The following is a 19,340-nucleotide window of genomic DNA, read 5'->3' as shown; positions in this document are numbered from 1 at the left end:
GATTTTATAATTTTATCCCAAATGATAAAACAATACTTCTGCCATCAGATGACCATACACCTGCGCCAGGGTACATTGTGGGTCTTTTGGTAAAGTACTGTACATTTGTAAAGTTGTTAATCCCCAGTCTGAGGGTGTAATTTCTGGTAATTCTTAAAGTACTGTTAAAATCAAAAATTCCATAAGCCGGCACCAGACCTTTAGCGCCGTTTGCAGAAGGAGTCTCTGTGTTAAACGCGTCTGCATAAGAATCTCCTACATAACTATATTGTAACGTAGCATTGAATTTACGGTAAGCAAACTGGATCCCGTTTCTTGAAATCCACTTCGGAACAGATTCGAGGCGATTTCCGGCAATGCTTTTATTTTCATTGTTTACCACAACACTGCCTTTCTGGTAAGTAGCATCGAAGTAAGAGGATGAGGTAAAAAAAGAAAGCTCTGTTTCTATATTCCCATCCTTCTTAGTTTGTACAGGTTTATACTCAATATAGGCTTCTACACCATTTGTCAGACTGTTTCCAACATTTGTTCTGAAGATATAAGGCTGCCCGTTAGCATCATTAAGAACCACCTGACCCAAACGGTTTTTGTACAGCAACTGAAATACTCCGATGTCATAAGTCAACACATCACCGATTTTACCATTAATCCCTGCTTCAAGGTTATAGCCTTCTGCATCTTTCAGATTTTTGTCTGCCAGTTCCAATACAGAACCCGGGATAATATCCTTAAAGATTACTGGCCGATAAGCCTGTGAGAATCCGGCATAAATACGTGAGTCAGGTTTTAATCTGTACTGAACATTTACACCAAAAAGCGGGAAATTATGTTTGATCGTATTAGGAATATCTTCAGGTTTATAGTTTTTGATATAGCCTGTCATATCCGTTGCTCCGTTTTCAATTCTAAATCCCGGAGAAACAGTAAGTTTTCTGGTCAGATAAAGTAAGTTTTCCACAAAAACTGCCACATTACTGGTTTTGAAGTGCATATCTCTCCCCCAGTTCGGATCAACCAGTGTCAGGTCAAAATCACTTCCTGTAGTACCTTTACCCAATTGCCTGCGGTGTAAATCATTGTTCATATACTGAATACCCCCTGCCAGAAAACTGGTCATTGAGCCAATCTGATATTGATGTACTAATCTTAACTCTGTGGTTAAAGAGTTAAAATTATCAATGTCAACCTGTCTGTTTTTGTACTGATTTGTAGCCGGATCAATCGCATCAGGTACGTTGGCAAAAGCATCAATCATTACACTGTTTCTGTCACCGAAAACGCCGGAATTAGTCCATCTCAACTGAGTTCTGTCAGAAAGTTTCCAGTCCAGAACGATAGAGGGCACATAAATGTCCGGGTTAAAATAGTTTCTTGAACGGGTCGACTGCTGAGGATCCTGATAAAACATATCATCTGTCAAAGGCCCCGGAATCTGATAAACATATTTCGATCTTCCCAATTCTGCTTTTAAACGCAATCTGGCATTAAACTGATAAATCAGGCTGACAAACTGAGATTCAGCATCAGATTTAGAATTTTTCCGGTATCCGTCTGAATGTCTTTTCTGATAATAAGCGTAATAAGTCAGCTTGCCGGTTTTTCCTCCGATAGCATTATATGAACTAAACAACCCAAATGAGCCTCCTGAATTCTGACTTTCAAAGCTAAAAGCCCTTGTACTATCAGCCTGTTTGGTAACATAATTAATCATCCCGCCAAACTGAGCACCATATTGCAAAGAGCCTGAACCTCTTATCAGCTCTACTCTTTCAATAGATTCCATAGCCGGACTGTAATGGCTCGCAGGATAACCGTACATATCTGAGTTGGTAATAATTCCGTTCTGACGGATATTGAATTCCCATGAACGGTGTGGTTCCAAACCTCTTGTTGAGATATTTACCTGATTTCCGGTGCCATCCATATCATAGACAAATACCCCCGGAACTTTTGCAAAAATCTGTCTGGCATTTTTTTCAGCAATATTACCGTTTACACCGTTAAGCTGAATTACCTCATTTTTCTTTCCCGCAATGAGGTAATTATTATGAATATCTGGCATGTACTCCACCTGAGTATTGATTTTATTTCCGGAAATAACAACTTCCTGTAAATTGCCTACCGCTTCATGCAGGCTAATTTCTACAGGAGTTGAAGAATCAGATTTTCCATCCAGTTTAAAGGTATATGTCTGATAACCAACAGAAGAAATAATTAAAGTATGTGTACCTTTTCCTGCATTTGGCAAAGTAAATACACCTGACTTGTCAGTAATTGTACCCTGAGTACTTCCTTTTATCCGAACACTTGCACCCTCTATGGCTTCCTTATTTTTATTCTGAACTTTCCCGGTAATTTTACCTTCAGGATTCTGAGCATTTGCAATTGTTGTTAAAAACAGGGTTAGTAAAATGTATAAATATCTCATAACTGTAATTATTTACTATTTTTGTTTAATCTAATTCTAAAGAAAATTCTAAATTTATCCCCGTTTATGGCTCGTTTGTGAAGACACAAACGAGGGAAAGGGCAAAAAACATCCTATTCCGGCCTCAGCTATATTTGCATCAGGTAATGTCCGACGATTGCATGCCTTTCGTAAGACAAGAGTAAAAAGTGTAGTTTATGAGGAAAGCCTTTCTCAACAAACAATAAAGAACCGTCTATTCCTACAGGTTTATTATCAAGCCAGTTTTTATGCTCATCTGTCAGAATTCCGTAATAAGGACTTTTGCTGCCGGAATAATTCAGGCTTTCCTGATAACTTTCACGGAAAGAATGATTACCTATTCCAAATGGCATTTGCCAGGCATTTTCAATCTCTTCAAACGTTAACCGGGGAATCTTTTTCAGGTTAACTCCTCCCAGAAACATCCTTATTTTACGGTTATCATTTACATCTGAAAACTGAAATTCAAACTCAGTAAGCGTATCCTGACTGGACTCAGGTACAATTATTTTCTTTTGCAGGATATTTTCCAGATTAGCCATTCTGCCTAATTCCGTAGCATGAGGCCTGGTTTTATCATAAAGTCCGACAGACCCGAAACTTGCAAAAGCAGTGGTATCGTTTAAAAACTCCTGAATGATTGATGGGTTTAGAGGATAAACAACATTTTTCATTTTCCCCGGGAACTCCCCTTTCAATGGATAAAAATATTCATTCAGTGAAAGAAAATTAATCGGCTTTGTATCAAGTTCCTGTCTCAGCAGGGATAAATCAATTTTTTCCTGAGCCGGTTTCTTCCCGTTTTCCAGAAACGCTTTATAGTCCTTATAGAAAAGCTTATTCTTTTGTTCAAACAGATACTGATAAATAGCTGAAGGCAATTCAAACCATCCATGAAAGTAAGGTAGCTCCTGATTGTCCTTTTTTTCGTAAACAATGACTTCCCAAAGTCCTGCTCCCAGACTATTTTGAATAAGGTCTATTTTACCGAAATCCTTCTTTTCAAAAGACCCTCCGCTTAACTCTATTCCTGTTTCTCCTTTTGAAAAACTTATCTGCTGATGATTCCATTCCTGGCTGGCTATTTCAATAGTTGTCAGATAATGATCTGGTTTAAGCCATTCTGAAACGGTTGGGATCAATACTCCCAGGTCAACATTTTTAAGAATAATAAAACGTTTTGAATCAGATGAATCAGTAAATTTTAAATCAAATGAAGTATCCGTGTTTCTGGTAAGATGCAGAGCATTATAAAGTTTTTCATGATAATTCTTACTTCGAAATCCAATTTCAGGGTTATCCTGATACACAGAGTCACTGAACACTTTCAAAGGAATAACTACCGATTTTTCAGGTGTTTTCTCTCTACAGGCACAAACAAAAAGAATCAGTAAAAGGATAAAATACTTGTAATTCATTGGGTATTGGAAAATTTCAGATGATTTTGGCTAAATCCGGCATAATTTTTTCAGAGATAACTGTAAACTTCTGCCAATTATTAATCGGCAGAAGTCTGAAACATTAACCATTTTTAGTAATCTAAGCTTTTCTTCAAAAATTAAATTGCGACCTGCAGACAGGCAGCCTTTTTGAAATATATCGTTTGAGTTTCGAATAAGAATCTGCCATAAATTAAATTATGGCAGATTTCCCCTTAACAAAACTTCTAATGATCTGATTAATTGGAACCGTCACTCTGGCCACGCTTAACAGCCTGGTCACCAACCAGTTTTCCAATCTTCAATCCACCTTCACAGTCAATCCGATAGTGAATACATCCTACCAGACGTGACTTTGAGGCTTCATCCGCCATTGAATTAAATTTGCCGGCAGCGGATGGGAACAGATAGCCTAATACCGTTGCAGCAGAAGCGGAGAACGTAGAGTGTCCGGAAGTATAAGACTGGAAATTCGGCAACCCTGTAAGTGTTTTTATTTCCGGATCCATCTGAGATGGTCTTGCGGTATAAAAGAAATTTTTAGTGTACCAGCAGCTTACCGCAGCATCCATCATCGCAGTATTGAGCAAAGCATAGTTTCTTGCGGCTCTTACTTCAGACTCTCTATCATTTGCAATGTATTCTTCTGCAATCTGATTCCAGTGTCCCGGAGGAGTGTGAGTACCTGCTCCGTCTGCCCAATAATGAACAATAGCGATATTCTCTCTGGTGGGTTTGTCGCTATATGCTCTTACTTCAGCCAGATCCTTTTTAAATTCTTCTGATTTGGTATTATAAGGAGGGAATCTGGTACTGATATCTTTCATTGTAGCAAAATCCATATTCCAGGTTTTAACATTTCCAAATAAAGGGAGCATCGGAGGGCGTGGAGCCTCCTCCATTGATTTCCAGGCAACATCACCACGTTCTTCAGCTCTTTTAAATAAACTATCCCATTTCGCCTGATTTCCGACTGCATTTTTCATCCCGTCATTACCAAAACGAGCCACAACTTTCAATGCAACCGCCTTACCAAGCTTTTCACCAGCCTCAATGTCAGATTTTGTAGCAGCTCCGGACCACACTTTGTACCATTTCTGCTGCTCTTTCATTTTATACAAATACAAGGTATCTTCTGTACGTGGGAATAATCTCTTCATCAATTCGTAAGAAGCACCTGCTAATACTGCATCCTCAGAAGGATAAGAATAAGAAGTAGCTCCGCCCGGTGCTGAAACCAATGACGGAACGATAGAAGCATCTGTCAGATTTGGCGCTTTACGCTTATAAATTTGCTTGTAAGCCATTGCTGCCACCAATGCATCATATTGTGCTACAGATACATACGCATAAGAACGTGCAGCATAAGGTGGGTTTGAGAAAGGAAACGTTGTTCCGATCTCATTATTAGTATTGTCAGGATTTGCAGAACTTGGAATCGGATATTTCCCGTCAATTTCTACCGGAGGCAGGTTATTTTTAGCCACCAATGAACGCATAATCTGGTTCCAGCGAAGCACACCGCCTGAATTCCAGTAACGGATAGCTGTTTTCTGCTCTTCTGTCAGGCTAGCCATGGCTGTTTTTACAGCAGCCAGTTCCTGGATATAATTTGCTGAGGTCACCGCTTCAGGTTGTGCCACAGCAACATCTTTTACTGAGGTCAGTACAATAGTTTTCCAGCTTCCGGCTGAAGTATCAGCTTTTGCAGGAGTTAAAGGATCCAGTTCGGTTCCATTACGTTCCAGCCCTTTACTACACGATAAAACAATCGCAAAAAAGGCTGATAATAATATTGATAGTTCTATGTTTTTACTAAAAATAGTTTTCATCTTAATAAAATTTCTGGGTTTTAATTTGGCAAAATGACAGGCTACAATACAATAAACCTTACTTCATCTGGCCCTGATGTTTAACATCTCCGGGACGGCAGATCGGTCCTGTCGGAATACCGTTAGCTCTGTTCTTTCTGAAGTCAATGAATTTTGTAATTCCGACTGTAAATGTGGTAGATTCACCAACATTTCTTCCTGCCACTACTCTGCTGACATTTCCGATTACCTGAAGGTCATTCAGCTGAGGAATTCTGTAAGCTGCCACCACTCCTACTCTTGTATAATCCATTTTATTGCAAAGACCCGGCATATCATTCACACGAATGTCGATATTGCCCCCAACTATATTTTGCTCAAAGGTTGCTTCTGCCTGCCAGCGATAAGAATAATGTCCGGCTTTAGCTGAAATATTTACAACATCCGGCATTTCCATTTCATTAGTAAAATAAGCCTGATCAGTATAATACATATAACGGTCAACCTTTACATTTGACCGGTGGATATACGATCCCTGAAGTGTTGCAGACAATCCTTTTACTGTCTGGTAGTATAAAATTCCTCTTCCAAAAACCGTTTTGGATTGCAAACCAATTGCCATTGGCAAAAAATCAGCCACATAATTATTAGTTGGTATTGATCCTCCTACTACACCGATAATTGAAAGATCCCTGATCTGAGCAATGCGATATTTTGCAGCAGCTGTTAAATCCTGAACCCCGCTCATTCCATGCAATACCCCCGCAGATGCTTTTGTCCAAACGTATGGAACGCCTGCCAATATGTTAAAACGGTCGTTAATACCATAGTTAACCATAGCCATTACGCTTTGAGTACTCACTGTTCCCAGGTTTTTGTTTTCTCTGGAATGAGTGCCTTCCCAGTATTTGTTCCAGGAGTCGTGCGTGTAAGTTAAAGCTCCGCAAATATTATTTTTAGACATAAAAATGCCATCGGTCATCGTTTGAGCCTGTCCGAAATAGCAACTCAATGCAAAAACAATCGCTAAGCTGTATTTAGTAAAAACTTTCATGTAGGAGTTTGTTTTGAGTTAGGTAATACCTGACCTTTTCAGGCCAGGTATCCGTAAAATATAAATTAAAATCTATGTGAAACAGTTGCTGAAATCAGGTAATCTGCAAATGCAGCATCTCCCGGTTTCATACCTGTGGAGGTCCATGTCGGAGTTCTGTTTCTGACAAGGGCAATCGGAACTGTTAAGGCAAACGTGTTTTTGATACCTGACCAGGTAACACCCGGCTCTACAGAAATGATATAACCCGGACGACGACCTCCGTCACTGCTTCCGAATGCATCGATAGACGGCAGTCCTTCGATTCTGCCTCCTAAGCTTACTGCAAAACCATGTTTCGGAATCAAAGCATATGCTAAACCAACTCTTGCTGCAAACTGATCAGGAACAGAAAATCCTGTACTTTCATTTTTTACTTTAGGGCTGAACAGGTAAAATCCGTTAAAATAAAGAGACGTTTTGGTAAAAACCTGGCGATAACCCTGTACTTCAATGCTTCCACCCCATCCGCCATCACCAAGCTGAATAGACTGATCAACTGCTTTCAATACAGTGTAATCTTTCTTATCAGCATCTAAACGGTGAAACTGATCCAATACGTTGAAATCTCCGGTCGGAGCTTTCACACCTAATCCTATAGCGATATTTCCTTTTGAATGTTTCATAGGATCAAGCAGCCAGTATGTAGCTGTCAAACGCAAATCACCGATTCCTTTTGAATAAGTGTGAAAACGTTTCTGATCAGGATTGGCAGTCAGTGAATTGCCGTAATGCTCATATAAAGAAGAACGATCATTGGTAGAAACCGGCAGGTTAAGTGCTAAACTCAATCTGGAACTTACGGCATAACTTACGCCTAAATCAAAATTGTGCGTATCGTTAATTACCTGAGTTCCCTGTTCAATTCTCTGTGTTTGCTCTTCACTTCCTAAGTAATGTCTGAAAGAGTGAAGGTAACGATAGCCAAGAGATACCTGCCATTGACCCGGGTGCATAATTTGATTGGGATTATTCACATTTCCGATCACACTACTCATCGGACGAACTGCGATACAGCCCTGAGCCATAACATTGTGCTGTAATACAACTGCACACAAAAACACTAAGTATATTTGGAAAATTTTCTTCATAAATTTTGATTTGGGATATTTTCAGATAGTTTTATTGTATTTAAAATCAACTCGTTATGAAGGCTTTATTTTACAACAAAGCCTTTTCTATTCACACATTCTGTTGAAATTTTGGAGGATTCCTAAAAACTGATTCGTTCCTGATGTCTAATTAACATTCCATGTCGGAACTTTTACGGCTTTTGAGATTCTGAACGAATAGCCTAAACTGATCGAATAATCAGCAAAAGCAGCATCTCCGTTTTTGAAAACAAACTTAGACGGATCCGTAATGGTCGAATTAGTCAGATCCTGACTGGCTTTATCAGCCGCGCTCTGGATACGATTTTTGTAAAAGTTATATGGGACAAATAAACTGAAGGTATGCTGTCCTACCCGGTAAGTGATACCTGGTTCTGCAGCAACAACATAGCCGGGACGGCGATAAGCCACACTGCCTCCTACTACATCATAAGCAGGAATTCCTTCAAACCTTCCGGCCAGAGAAAAAGCCAGGTTTTTAGATTTTCCGATTACGATCATAGCTCCGGCACGGGCGAAGTATTGATCTGGCGAAGCAAAAATTTCATAGCCTTCCAATCCTTTGGCAGGTGCGGAACGGGCAATTCCGTTTGACTCCTGAGGACTTAGCATATAATATGCATTGGCAAAACCATAAATTCTGTGGTGTAATTGTCTGAAAGCCTGAAATTCAAGTGAAAAACCAACGCCTCCGTCACCAGGCTGGATTGCCTGATCCACTACCAGATTTTTCATTGATCCGTCTGTTTGCAGGTAATCATCTTTAGCACCGTAAGCTCCGGTGGCTAATTTAATTCCTGCACCTATCATCAGGTTTCCTTTATGAGATTTCTCAGGGCTGAATACCCAGTAGTTTATCCCTAAACGAATATCGCCCAAACCTTTTGCTCTGACGCTGTAACGGGTAAGTGCTTTATTGGCAGCATCCTTGTCTAAAGTCAGGGTTTGTGACCTCTCATTATGTACAAAAGGCACACTTGCATTCAATTGAATGCGGCTTGTCAGCCCGTATGAGACATTTATATCAAGGGCATGAGAGTAAATATTAACAGCGTTTCCTAAAGTCTGGCGCTGTGGCTGTTCAACATCTCCGACGAAATGACGAAAAGAATGAAAATAACGGTAGTTGGCTCCAACCTGAAAATCTCCTTTTCCAAGGTTATATGAAGAGGAAGCTGACATGGCATTAATGCCGCCCATCTGGCGAACAGCTACGCAACCTTGAGCGTGTAAATCTGCATTTATTAGAAAAATGCAATATACAGCGGTCAAAATCTTGTAAAGATTTTTCATAAAATCTGATTTTAAACCTATTTAAAAAATAAATGACGGTAAGGACATAACTTTTGAAGGTCATGCCAATTTTCATCACAGACGGTTAACGCACTATGAATTTTCGTTTATTTATAAATCAGATTTAAAACCGCGGAGGGGGCGAGATAATCGTAAAATGAGGCGTAAAGTGAGGATAGAGATAAGCAGAAAAAGATTTTGGTGTCAACCATTCCAACACATAGATGACATGTTTCTTATTCAGAGAAATATACTCTTTCAGGAAATTTTTGAGGAAACTGGATGATTTCCTGTGGGTATCAGAATCATCATTTTTCACATGTTTATTGATGTGATCTACCAATGCGAAGAAATTATCTCTGGCATTTCTACCTACTTTACACACAGTATAAAGTGTATCATTCAGCATTTTTTGCTCAACAACCTGGTAGAATCCGTGGGCTTTTTCAATTTCCTGATTAACCGACTCCATTGCATTCCAATTTGACTGGTCTGGTTTGGAGGCAGGCGTTTTCATCAAAACAAATTCTTCAACTATAGATTCTTTTTTGATATTTCCATAATTCTCGTTCACTTCATTACTCTCAACCAGTAAATCTCCACCCATATAATAGACCACCGAATAGCCGATCATATTATAGAGCAAAAGCCCGAGGAGCGTTATGGAAAGTAAGAATCTCAAACCTTATTGTAGTATCAATTAAAGAATTTATATCACAAATTTAATTTCTTTTAAGCCAAAATAAAACACTCAATAAGCTCTAAAATGAAAGTTCTTTAAAAAATGCAAAAGAAATGTCCATTTTTGAGCCTGAATATAAAGATTTTCTAAAAAAATAAAGAAAAATCCCCTCTGAAAAAAACGCATTTCTGCCTGTTTATAAGAATATGCTCTATTAAAGTACCTCCCTTCTAACTCAAGTTTTCTGATTTTTGAGATAAAAAATAAGCTAGGATTTGTTTCGTACGAAATTTTTCCTACCTTTGAAACATGAATTCAGAAAAAGAAAATCCGACCCGAAAAATTGAACCTACCAAATCAGAATTGGAAATTCTGCAAGTACTTTGGGAACATGGTCCTTCAACCGTAAGATTTGTAAATGACAAACTGAATGACCTCAGAGAAGTCAACTACAGCTCTACGTTAAAGCTTATGCAGATCATGACTGATAAGCAATTGGTTTTCAGAGATGAGAGTAGTATGAAACATATATACAGAGTTGCCGAAGAAGAGAAAAAAACCAAAGATTTTCTACTCGAAAAGTTTATCGATACCATGTACAATGGTTCGGCGAGTAATCTGATGATGCAATTACTGGGCAATAAAAAGACTTCAAAAAAGGATCTGGAAGAAATCAAAAATCTGCTCAAAAACCTTGAAGATTAATCATCTCTAAAATGTAATCAAATGGATTTAAGTCTTGTAAACCCCGTTCCTGAATATTTACTCAAAGCGCTTTGCAGTACTTTGATTCATTCTCTCTGGCAAGGGCTTATTCTGTCCTTTACGGTTGGAATCATTATTCTTTTTACCAAAAAGTCAAGTGCTGATCTTCGGTATAAATTACTTACGGCTTCCTTATTTCTGTTTGCCGCTGGCAGTATCTATACATTTTTCCGGCAACTTAAATCTGTGTCTGTACAATCTGTTTCTACAGAAAATGCGGCAGCAATGAAGGTTTTTGCCTTATCAACCGGAAATGAACTGATCGATAAAAGCATTGGCAATGAAATCGTTAATTATTGCATTGAGCATTCCGGAGAAATTATCCTTGGATGGTTTCTGATTATCTGCATCCAGCTTCTCAGAATGGCGGCCGGTTTTTACAGTCTTTATCAGCTTAAAAAAGTAAAGATTTTTGCCGTAGATTATCAGTTAAAGGAAAAACTAAAAATGCTCAGCCATAAACTGGGAATCAGTCAGGCAATTGAAATTATGCAATCAGGCGTGGCACAGTCGCCGGTTGTAATAGGCTACTTCAAGCCGATTATTCTGATTCCTCTAGGGATGCTTTCCCACCTGAGTCCTCAGGAACTGGAGGCAATATTAATCCATGAACTTGCACATATCCGCCGAAAAGATTACCTGGTTAACATTTTACAGCGTTTTCTGGAAATAGTTTTCTTTTTCAACCCTGCTGTTTTATGGATTTCAAATCTTATCAGAAACGAAAGAGAAAACTGCTGTGATGACATTGCCATTTCAATTACCGGAAGCAAAACAACCTATATACAAGCACTTATTTCATGTGAAGAATATAAAATGACTACACCCGATTATGCTCTGGGATTCTCAGGAAACAGTAACCATTTATTACATCGTGTCAGACGCATGGTGTCAAACCATAATCAATCACTCAATATCATGGAAAGAACAACATTAACCATTTGCCTCATTGTCGCCGTTTCTTTTACTGCGGTTTTTACAAAAACCAATGCAAAGACCATCTCCGAAGTAACACCGGTAAGCTCTGTAAAATCAGTTTCTGCTAAAGTCGCTGCCATTAAACCAAATGCTATCTGTCCTGCGCCTGTAGTTGAGGTAAAGGTGGATTCAGTTCCTGCAAAAAAGGCAAAAACAAAAACGCACAGCAGAACCTGGGTTTATAATTCCGGCTCGTCTCAGATTAGTGTAGATGGCAAAACTTACAGATTTAATGAAAATGAAGACAAAATCAGCGAATTGTATATCAATGATGTAAAAATTCCTGAGGATCAGCTTGCTTCTTACCAACCTGAGATTGACAAGCTGAAGGTACTCATGAAAGAAGGCAGAAAACAGGCAGAAGAAGGAAGAAGACAAGCTGAAATTGGAAGAAAACAAGCTGAGGAAGGAAGAAGACAAGCGGAACTTGGAAGAAAGCAGGCGGCAGAAGGACGTGCGGAAGCCGAACGTGGCAGAAAACAGGCAGAGGAAGGAAGAAGACAGGCAGAACTTGGAAGAAAACAAGCTGCGGAAGGACGTGTAGAAGCTGAACGTGGCAGAAAACAAGCAGAAGAAGGAAGAAGACAGGCAGAACTTGGCAGAAAACAAGCTGCGGAAGGGCGGATTCAGGCAGAGGAAGGCAGAAAGCAGGCGGAAGAGGGAAGAATACAGGCGGAGCTTGCCAGAAAAGAGGCTGCTGAGGCTCGTGCTCAGGCAGAAGAGGATAGAAAACAGGCTGCTATTGAACTTAAACTGGCTGAAGAAGAGGCCCAGGAAAGCAGAAAAGAAGCCGCAGAAAGTTTAAAACAAGCACAGCAGGATTTACTGGATGCAAAGGAAGAGCTGAGATTGGATCTGCAAAAATCTCAATTCAAAACCAAAGGAGCAACCACCATCAAATCTTCACGTAAAAATGCTACGACCATAAAACCGGAAAAAGGTCCTAAAAACTAAAGAACAAACCAGTATAAATTTGCCTTTCAGGTAAGTTACAAATCAAGATACTATTTCGCTCAGATATTAAGGCTGAATTTTGCTAAAGGAAATACTCGTTTACAGTTATCCGGCAAAATCCTTCATGAAATAACTATGTCCGGATCCGGAGAAAACAGCCTTAAACAGAAGATTTTTTAATTTCGTTTAGATTACAGGATTGGGAAAAGGGTGCGCCGGATGGAACACTCTTTTTTGTATTTTATCGGGAAAACTATGTTTTCAATCTCCATGATTATAAGTTTCTAAAATCGGTCGGCCTTCTTCCGGTAAGCTGAAAAAAGGTATTGCTGAAGGCTGAAATACTATCATATCCGGTTGCATACGCTATTTCACTAACAGTTTGTTTAGTCTGTAACAGCATTTCCATCGCTTTTACAATACGCAATAGTTTCAGATATTGAAAAAACGAGATATCCAGATCTGCGCGGAACATTCTGGATAAATTCCGGTCGCTGAATCCGAATCTGGCTGCTACATTAGAAATAGTAAGATTCTCAGAAATATTTCGATGAATAAAAATCAGAACCGGGCGCAATCGTTCATTCTCCGTTGTCGGTACAGCTATCGGCAAAGGATGCTGACTGATTTCAGGTAATATATTCTTTAGCGTTATCAGAAAATGATAAGCCTGTGAATCCTTTCCGATATCTCCTTTCCATTTTTCAGTAAACAAAATCATCTCCCAAAGCAGGTTATTAACCGGATAAATCCCCATTTTAAAATAGAAATCATTTTCCTCAATCCCCTCAAAATTGAAATAAATTGACCGGACTACACTTGCCGGATAACGAAGTTCAAAGTAATGTTCCATCCCCGGAGGAACCCATACAAAATGTCTTGAAGGCAAAAAATAAGATTTCTCCCTCGAATAAAAGAAAGCCATTCCTCCTTCCACATAGGTCAGCTGACCTTTTTTATGCTTGTGAATGGGGTATTTATTCTCTGTTTTATCGTGCCAGACATAACAAGTGTCGGGCTCTGCATCAAGGGCTATCAGGTAGTCTTCTACTTTCATTTCGTTAAATTGGCTGGTTCTAACAAATCTATGGCAATTTAGACAAAATAAAACAAATTTCTTTGCAGGAAATTTGCAGTCAGGATTATTAGAATAATTATATGAAACCTTTTAGCAAAATATTGTACTTTATCCAGTTGGCTTTTACAATATCCATTCAGGTAAAAGCCACTGAAATGCCTCATGATTCCACCAATGTGATCGTACTTTCTCTTTCTGAAATCTGGGAAAAAGCCTCAAAAAACAGCAAATTAATTCAAATTCAGAAACTTAAAATCAAAACCAGTGAAGAGGAAGTAAAGGATGCGCTTACAGAGCGGTTCCCGGAAATCGGAGCATCGGGAACATATGCCCGTATTTCAAATATGCCTGTTTTTGAGAACGGTTTATTTCATACACCAGATCAATTCCCGGTAATACACAATTTTTATAAGATTTCAGGGGATGCTTACCTGAATGTTTACAACGGTGGAAAAGTAAGAAATAACATTGAAGCTGAAGAAGTTAAACATGCGATTGCTTTAGAATTTCAACATCTTACGGTTTCTGAAATCCGTTTTAAAGCAGCTATTTATTTCCTTGACCTTAAGAGGAGCTATATGTTTAAACAGTTGCTTTTACAGGATATTGCGGAACAGGAAAAATTACTGGTACAGATCAGACAACTGCATAAAAACGGAGTGGTACTGAAAACAGACGTGCTTCGAGCGGAGCTGAAATTATCAGGACAAAAAATGAATCTGCTTGAAATAGAGAACAGCATAGATATTACTTCCCGGAAAGTGGCTATCATAACAGGCTTACCTGATAATACCAGAATTATGGTTCAATCTGATTCGACAAATGTCAGTGATTTTTTACCGGAATCATATGAAACATATCTGGCACAGGCACTGAAACAGGCATTTTCCTACAAAATTTCAGAAAAAGAAACAGAGCTCAGTTTCCTGAAGTTAAAACAGGTAAAAACAAACGCTGCTCCTAAAATCGGGCTTTTTGCAGAATACACCTATGCGTATCCTCAGATTCAGTTTTATCCTTATGCGAATGCAGCTTATGCTTTGGGTCAGTATGGAGTAAAAGCTTCATTTCCGATTTCTGCATTATATCAGAACAAACATAAGGAAGAAGCTGCCAGACTCAATATCCTGCAACATGAACTGGCACATTCTGACCTGGGAGATGGAATTCGTCAGCAGGTTCATGAATCCTACGTCCGTTATAAAGAATCATTGAGCAGAATTGAAGTTGCTAAAAATAATATAGTACAGGCCACTGAAAACCTCAGAATTATCAACAATACTTATTTTAATCAGCTGGCATTACTTACTGATTTACTTGATGCAGAAACGCAGGTGCTTCAGGCAAGATTTGACCTGACTTCTGCTCAGATTATTGCACAGGAACAATATTATCAATTACAAAAAACCATTGGAAATCTCTAATTATGAACACTCCTAAAAGTAACAGAACAGACAAAATCATTACCAATATTACAGCCATACTGGCTTCGGTAATACTGGTAGCATTAGCGGTTTGGGGTACCAGAACATTGCTTTTCATGAATAAATACGAAGAAACCAATGATGCACAGGTAGATGAATATATCAATCCGGTTACGGCGAAAGTAAGCGGTTATATCAAAGAAATAAAATTTGAGGAAAACCAGGAAGTACATCGCGGAGACACTTTGCTGGTAATTGACAACAGTGATTATATCGTCCAGCAGCGGGAAGCTGAAGCGGCACTGGTTAATGCCAGAGCTCAGATTTCTGTACTGGAAAGTAATACAAATACGATGAATCAGGTGGCAAAAGTAAGTAAATCTCAAATAGAAGCTGCTAAAGCCCGGCTCTGGAAACAGGAACAGGAATATATTCGCTATAAAAATCTCTTTGAGGCAGAATCTGTAACCGGACAACAGTTTGAGAATGTAAAAACCGCATTGGATGTAGCTAAATCTGAATACCAGGCAACACTTGATGCCTATAGTGCTTCACTTGCAAAAGTACATGATACACAGGTACAAAAAGACGTTGCCTCTGCAGAAATCAAAAGAAGGGAAGCTATTGTAGGTAAAAACAAACTGGATGTTTCCTATACGATAATTACGGCTCCTTATGACGGGAAAATGGGCAGGAGAACGATACAACCCGGTCAGTTAATCCTGATTGGGCAAACACTTGGGTTTATTGTAGATCATGAAGCCGGGAAATGGGTCATCGCCAATTTTAAGGAAACACAGGTAAGAAATATGTATGTCGGGGAGAATGTGGAGATTGAAATAGACGCATTTCCTGATGAAATTTTCAAAGGTAAGATAGAATCACTTTCTGCCGCAACCGGATCAAGATTTTCATTACTTCCCCCTGATAATTCAACAGGAAACTTTGTGAAAATTGCCCAGCGTATTCCGGTAAGAATCAGATTAGAAGGAGATAAAAAGGGCTTAGGAATTCTCAGTGCCGGAATGAGTGCGAATGTTTCTGTAAAAAAAGGGAGAAATCATCAAAATGGATAATCAAACTGCTATCTTCAAGTCCTGGGTACCCGGCTGGCTGATCAAAATCACTATTTTTCTGGTGATTTTACCAAGTACCATGTTATTTGCCATTTCAACCGTAAACATAAATGCGGCGGCAGGTTATTACGGAGCAGAACCAGCTGATATTCAATACTCTATGTTATTGTTTTATGTAGCTGTAGCAACAGCAGTTCCGCTGGAACGCCGGTTTTTCTCCTATATGAATACCAGACCTTATTTTCTGCTTTGCCTGTCTTTGGAAGTAATTTCTACTCTCATCTGTTATTTAACCAGAAATATTTATCTGCTGTTTGTCCTGAGATTTATTCAGGGAGTGCTTAACTGTGGCATTACGAGTATCTGTTTAACTTTAATTTTCAGCAAGTTAGGGACTGAAAGAGCCCGAGAAATCGGATATTCTCTCTTTTATACACTCATTCTCTGCATGGCTCCGTTTACTTCTCTGGTGACTGCTCCGATTGTAGATAATTATGAGTTCAATGCAGTTTATAAATTTGCAATTTTTGCTTTCATTCCCGGTGCAATTTTACTGTTGGGTATCATGAACAATGTCAGACTCAGCAAAAAAATGCCTTTATATCAGACCGACTGGGTCAGTTTTGTTTTATATTCAATTTTACTGATGCTTATCGGTTGGGTACTGGTTTACGGACAACAATTAGAATGGCTTGAAAATGACAGCATCAGATTTTGTCTGTTCATGATTCTGCTCTTAACCTTATTGCACGTTTTCCGTCAGAAAAGTCTGAAAAGACCTTTTCTGCACCTGGATGTTTTTAAATACCGGAACTTCCGGATCGGGATAATCTTTCTGCTGGCTTTTTATCTGATCAGAGGAGCTTTTAATATTACGTCTCTTTACTTCGCGAAAGTGCTTGGGATGGATCCTATTCATGTAAACCTGATGATGCTGGCCAATCTTTCAGGCATTATACTCAGTGCTACATTAGCTTCCAGATTGATTATTCTTCAAAAATCCATAAGGGTCATCTGGATTTACGGCTTCATGTTACTGCTGGTTTTTCATGCCTGGATGTACTGGCTTTTCAATACCCAGGCTGAGGCAGAGACATTCATTATTCCGCTGATTGTTCAAGGATTAGGTGCCGGAATGCTGATGACCCCGATTGTTTTATTCATTATTTCCTCGGTTCCGGAAAATCTGAGTAAATCAGCTTCTACTACCGGAGTATTTATCCGGTTTCTGGGCTTTAGCTTAAGTATTTCTATGATTAATTTTTTTCAGATAAAATCGGACAGTATTCATTATACCCGTTTAAGTGAAGAGATCTCGTTGATTAATCCGGAAACCATTTCTAGATTATCCATTTATCGTAACGGTTTAATTTCCAGGGGAGTATCTTCATCTGAGGCCAATAAAGCTGCTTTGGGATTAATCAGTAAAAGCACTCAGAATCAGGCTTTCCTGCATTTTGCGATGGATTACTATTTATGGGTTTGCATGGGAATTACTGCACTTTTATTGATTATTTCATTAGCTCCGTTTATCAATAAAACAGTCATTAATGTGAGAAACAAACTCCCTTCCCCTGCTTCATTTTAACGAACAAAAACGGGAGTTATCAACAAACACTTTGTCGATAACTCCCGGAAAATTCAGGCTAAAATATTATTTCTTAAATTTTAAGGCATTTACATTTTTCCCTACCAATACACCATTTTTCATCCCTTCATCATTATCCTGATGCGTATGAATTCCACCATAAAATCTTGAATTGGCACATTCTACGGCAAAGTCTTTGAAACTTGCAAAGGAGCGGCTTTTAAATGCCGTACCTGTCAGCGGATCATTGGCTCTGCCTTCGTAGGAATCATCTGTAAAAGCAAAGTTGTCCCCAAAAAGATTTGTCAGCACTTCACAAACTGCTCCGGCCTGTGTGGCATGTCCTGAAGGAAAACCCGGAAACGGCGGAGCCGGCCAGAAAGGTTTCCAGGAAGGATCAATGGCATATCTTACGTAAGTGTACGGGCGCTCATTATTGTAGGTGAATTTACATTTCCAGCACAGAATAAAAGCATCGGCAACGGCTATGCCGGTTTTCGCAAAACCTTCCGCCGCTTTATCCAATTTAGCATTGACTTTCTGCAAAGCAATATTTGCAATTGAAACTGAATGCCCCGGAGGTGTCGAAGTATCTCCAGGATTATCAGACCACCATACCGATATTTCTTTTTCCTCCTGGGTCAGGATCTTATTTTTCTGATAAACCTCGTTATACTGGATAAAATACGGAGAATTTGATTTAGTAGAATAATCTATTGGTTTGGGCATTGCCAATTTGCCATTCGCTTCTACAAATAAACGGTTTGCACCCCAAAAAGGCTGCATCGGATTCTGAATGTTATTTTCAGTTGGCTGCCACGCTCCTACAAAAACCGGAACTTTATAGGAAGTCGGGAAATTTCGCTTGTATCCTTCATCCCCTCCATCCGTTTTCGACCAATTGTAAATCGCAGCAGCAACAGCTTTTCCATATGCTTTTGATCGTTCCAGCACTTCTGTGGTTACGTTTACTTTATAAAGCACATTTAATGCTTGTTCCAGTGAATCAATTTTAGGATAATACTTTGTGGAATCAACAGGGTTTACAAACAGTTTCTTTACAATAAATGCTTCTGCGGCATTAGCAGCCAGTGCCCAGTTATATTCTTTGGCAGCATCTGCCTTCGGAACATTGCTTAGACCCGACAATTGTCCTGACAAAGAATTATTGGAAGGCATCCCTCCTACCACCGATTCATAAAGTGTTACGCCAGCATATCCAAATGCTCTTGATGTGACAGGCGGTGTAAATCCAGTTCCTTTTTTACAAAGATATAATTGCGTCTTTACCCAATAAGATGCCACACCCATATCAAAACTACTTGCCAAAACTTTCGGCTGTACTTCTTTCGTTGCATCTTCTGAGGGTTTACAGGCAGTTACCCATAAAATCATAACTGCCAGAAAAAAGTAATGATAAATAATACTTTCCTTACCGCGGCCGGAATGAGAGAAAAGATTTTGTCGATTTTGTTTCATAATACTTTAATACAGATTATTCATAAAGAATTGGTTTCAGGCGGCGGGAAAAGAAAATGCTTTGCTTATTGATAAAAGCAAAAACATTGCCAGAAATCAGGTCATGGGTTGTAACC

14 protein-coding genes are annotated in these 19,340 nt (G+C 39.1%); 5 read left to right on the top strand and 9 right to left on the bottom strand.

From position 1 onward, the window contains the following. Positions 1–4: 4 nt before the first annotated feature. The 7 genes from BM179_RS04045 to BM179_RS04015 form a co-directional block, all read right to left on the bottom strand. Positions 5–2,431 carry a TonB-dependent receptor gene (locus BM179_RS04045; protein ID WP_092012602.1) on the bottom strand — a complete coding sequence of 809 codons (2,427 nt, stop codon included), beginning with the start codon at positions 2,429–2,431 and terminating at the stop codon, positions 5–7. Positions 2,432–2,559: 128 nt separating this feature from the next. Continuing rightward, positions 2,560–3,870 carry a hypothetical protein gene (locus BM179_RS04040; RefSeq protein ID WP_092012599.1) on the bottom strand — a complete coding sequence of 437 codons (1,311 nt, stop codon included), beginning with the start codon at positions 3,868–3,870 and terminating at the stop codon, positions 2,560–2,562. A gap of 260 nt (positions 3,871–4,130) precedes the next feature. Then, on the bottom strand, positions 4,131–5,723 hold the full coding sequence (locus tag BM179_RS04035) for a vanadium-dependent haloperoxidase (protein WP_092012596.1): 1,593 nt from the start codon (positions 5,721–5,723) through the stop codon (positions 4,131–4,133). Positions 5,724–5,781: 58 nt separating this feature from the next. Continuing rightward, positions 5,782–6,756: a hypothetical protein gene (locus tag BM179_RS04030; protein ID WP_092012593.1), complete on the bottom strand. Its 975-nt coding sequence runs from the start codon at positions 6,754–6,756 to the stop codon at positions 5,782–5,784. Between the two features lie 65 nt (positions 6,757–6,821). Beyond that, a complete protein-coding gene (locus BM179_RS04025; RefSeq protein WP_092012590.1) occupies positions 6,822–7,886 on the bottom strand; it encodes a hypothetical protein in 1,065 nt (354 codons plus the stop codon). Positions 7,887–8,033: 147 nt separating this feature from the next. Next, entirely contained in the window at positions 8,034–9,200 is a 1,167-nt protein-coding gene (locus tag BM179_RS04020) for a hypothetical protein (RefSeq protein WP_143095150.1), read from the bottom strand. A gap of 124 nt (positions 9,201–9,324) precedes the next feature. Continuing rightward, entirely contained in the window at positions 9,325–9,834 is a 510-nt protein-coding gene (locus BM179_RS04015; RefSeq protein WP_092012584.1) for a hypothetical protein, read from the bottom strand. 357 nt (positions 9,835–10,191) lie between these two features. On the opposite strand from BM179_RS04015, the gene BM179_RS04010 reads away from it, so the two are divergent. After that, complete coding sequence (locus BM179_RS04010; RefSeq protein WP_092012581.1) at positions 10,192–10,587, top strand: BlaI/MecI/CopY family transcriptional regulator; 396 nt, start codon at positions 10,192–10,194, stop codon at positions 10,585–10,587. Between the two features lie 21 nt (positions 10,588–10,608). After that, positions 10,609–12,579: a M56 family metallopeptidase gene (locus tag BM179_RS04005; protein WP_092012578.1), complete on the top strand. Its 1,971-nt coding sequence runs from the start codon at positions 10,609–10,611 to the stop codon at positions 12,577–12,579. Between the two features lie 274 nt (positions 12,580–12,853). Here BM179_RS04005 and BM179_RS04000 read toward each other — a convergent pair whose 3' ends face one another. Next, positions 12,854–13,636, bottom strand: a complete 783-nt coding sequence (locus tag BM179_RS04000; RefSeq protein WP_092012575.1) for a helix-turn-helix domain-containing protein — start codon at positions 13,634–13,636, stop codon at positions 12,854–12,856. 101 nt (positions 13,637–13,737) lie between these two features. Here BM179_RS04000 and BM179_RS03995 point away from each other — a divergent pair, with 101 nt between their 5' ends. Genes BM179_RS03995 through BM179_RS03985 form a run of 3 tightly spaced genes read left to right on the top strand, consistent with a single transcriptional unit; the run spans position 13,738 to position 17,745 of the window. Then, entirely contained in the window at positions 13,738–15,081 is a 1,344-nt protein-coding gene (locus BM179_RS03995; RefSeq protein ID WP_092012572.1) for a TolC family protein, read from the top strand. Positions 15,082–15,083: 2 nt separating this feature from the next. Then, positions 15,084–16,157 carry an HlyD family secretion protein gene (locus BM179_RS03990; RefSeq protein WP_092012569.1) on the top strand — a complete coding sequence of 358 codons (1,074 nt, stop codon included), beginning with the start codon at positions 15,084–15,086 and terminating at the stop codon, positions 16,155–16,157. Then, complete coding sequence (locus tag BM179_RS03985; RefSeq protein WP_092012567.1) at positions 16,150–17,745, top strand: MFS transporter; 1,596 nt, start codon at positions 16,150–16,152, stop codon at positions 17,743–17,745. Before BM179_RS03990 ends, BM179_RS03985 begins: the two co-directional genes overlap by 8 nt. A gap of 66 nt (positions 17,746–17,811) precedes the next feature. On the opposite strand, the gene BM179_RS03980 is transcribed toward BM179_RS03985, so the two are convergent. Next, positions 17,812–19,224 (bottom strand): vanadium-dependent haloperoxidase, encoded by a 1,413-nt coding sequence (locus tag BM179_RS03980; protein WP_229632893.1) that lies wholly within the window; start codon positions 19,222–19,224, stop codon positions 17,812–17,814. Positions 19,225–19,340: the final 116 nt, after the last annotated feature.

Origin of the sequence: Pseudarcicella hirudinis (assembly GCF_900115665.1) — a bacterium.
Taxonomy (GTDB): Bacteria; Bacteroidota; Bacteroidia; order Cytophagales; family Spirosomataceae; genus Pseudarcicella; species Pseudarcicella hirudinis.
The sequence above is the reverse complement of the archived record's forward strand: the minus strand, read 5'-3'. Positions and strand labels throughout refer to the sequence as shown.